The organism is Zoogloea ramigera (assembly GCF_006539865.1).
GTDB lineage: Bacteria > Pseudomonadota > Gammaproteobacteria > Burkholderiales > Rhodocyclaceae > Zoogloea > Zoogloea ramigera.
The window spans coordinates 1-1,186 of the sequence record NZ_BJNV01000173.1; the positions used below are offsets into that span (position 1 = coordinate 1).

The following is a 1,186-nucleotide window of genomic DNA, read 5'->3' on the forward strand; positions in this document are numbered from 1 at the left end:
GCCTATCGCCGGGCTTGTGTCTCGACCCATTTCATCCGGTAAAACATGCAGGGATTGATCGGTTACATCATCATCGGCGGTTGTGTCTGTGTGGCCGTCGTGGCGGCCGCGCTGTTCGTGCGGGACGTTCGCACCAGCGAGCGGGCTGCCGAGAAGCGGCGTCGCCTGGTGTCGCGGCTGGTGGGGAAGTAGGCGCTCCGCTGCGGTGGTCGTGGGCTGCGAGCCGGGTTTTTTATGGTGCGCTGCAAATAAAACTTGACTCCCCTCTTTGGGTTGTCTAATATTCGGTTTCTCCAGACGCGGGGTGGAGCAGTCTGGCAGCTCGTCGGGCTCATAACCCGAAGGTCGCAGGTTCAAATCCTGCCCCCGCAACCAAACAAAAGCTTTAAGGCTCAAGCGTTTACGTGCTTGGGCCTTTTTGCTTTGCAGGCTCGGGTCGCAGCCTGTGCCCACCCAGTGCCCAAACCGTGCCCATCCTGTGCCCGGACAAAACCCCGCTTCTTGCGAGCCATGGCTGGTTTGACCTTCAGGCAGCGTGCCCCTTGGGCACAGCTCCCGATACGTGCGTCACAACCGCATTCAGCCTATCCGTTGGGTCAGGGAGTTGGGGGTGGAGAGGCCTGCTCACTCTTTTGATACTCCAGCAAGTCGGGCAGCCCGCAGTTCAGGTAGGTGCATAGGGCATCCAGGACATCGAGCTCCACGCGCTCGGCGGTCTCGTGATACAGGCGGGTCAGCGTTCCCCGGTTGATGCCCGTGTCCCGTGTGACATCGCTGATCTTCAGCTTCCGCTCGCCAAGGAGGCGGGATAGGTGGCATTTGATCAAGTTGCGCTCCAAAAATAAAAAATGATCTTCAAAAGATCAAAAAGGGCTTTGACAGATCTTCTTTTTGTGTAGAATGGTCTCCAGTAGATCGTTTTGAAGCCATTGAGCAGCAAAACATCCTACTGAGAGATCAATTCTACGGAGAAGTCATCATGTCCGCTAACACCTACCTAACAACCGAGGAGCTTGCTGCTCGGATCAAGTACGACGTCCGGACCATCCGCGAACGTCTGAAGGACTCGGTTCTGCTTGAGGGTGTGCATTACATCCGTCCATTCGGGGGTCGGAAGATCCTCTACGTATGGGAGCAGATCGAGAAAGACATGGCTCTTGAATCGCTAGATGCGGGGCTTGCCCAC

At 56.7% G+C, this 1,186-nt stretch carries 3 protein-coding genes and 1 tRNA gene; 3 read left to right on the plus strand and 1 reads right to left on the minus strand.

Translation table 11 applies throughout. The annotated features are described in order from the left end of the window. Positions 1 to 45 precede the first annotated feature (45 nt). Both ZRA01_RS20705 and ZRA01_RS20280 read left to right on the plus strand, forming a co-directional pair. Positions 46 to 192 carry a hypothetical protein gene (locus ZRA01_RS20705; RefSeq protein WP_170183044.1) on the plus strand — a complete coding sequence of 49 codons (147 nt, stop codon included), beginning with the start codon at positions 46 to 48 and terminating at the stop codon, positions 190 to 192. 106 nt (positions 193 to 298) lie between these two features. Further along, positions 299 to 375 (plus strand) — tRNA-Met (locus tag ZRA01_RS20280). Between the two features lie 221 nt (positions 376 to 596). Here the strand turns inward: ZRA01_RS20280 and ZRA01_RS20285 are convergent. Then, a complete protein-coding gene (locus tag ZRA01_RS20285) occupies positions 597 to 827 on the minus strand; it encodes a helix-turn-helix domain-containing protein (protein ID WP_141355181.1) in 231 nt (76 codons plus the stop codon). Between the two features lie 152 nt (positions 828 to 979). Here ZRA01_RS20285 and ZRA01_RS20290 point away from each other — a divergent pair. Next, positions 980 to 1,186, plus strand: a 207-nt coding sequence (locus ZRA01_RS20290; protein ID WP_174851637.1) for a hypothetical protein, incomplete at its 3' end; no start/stop codon positions are given.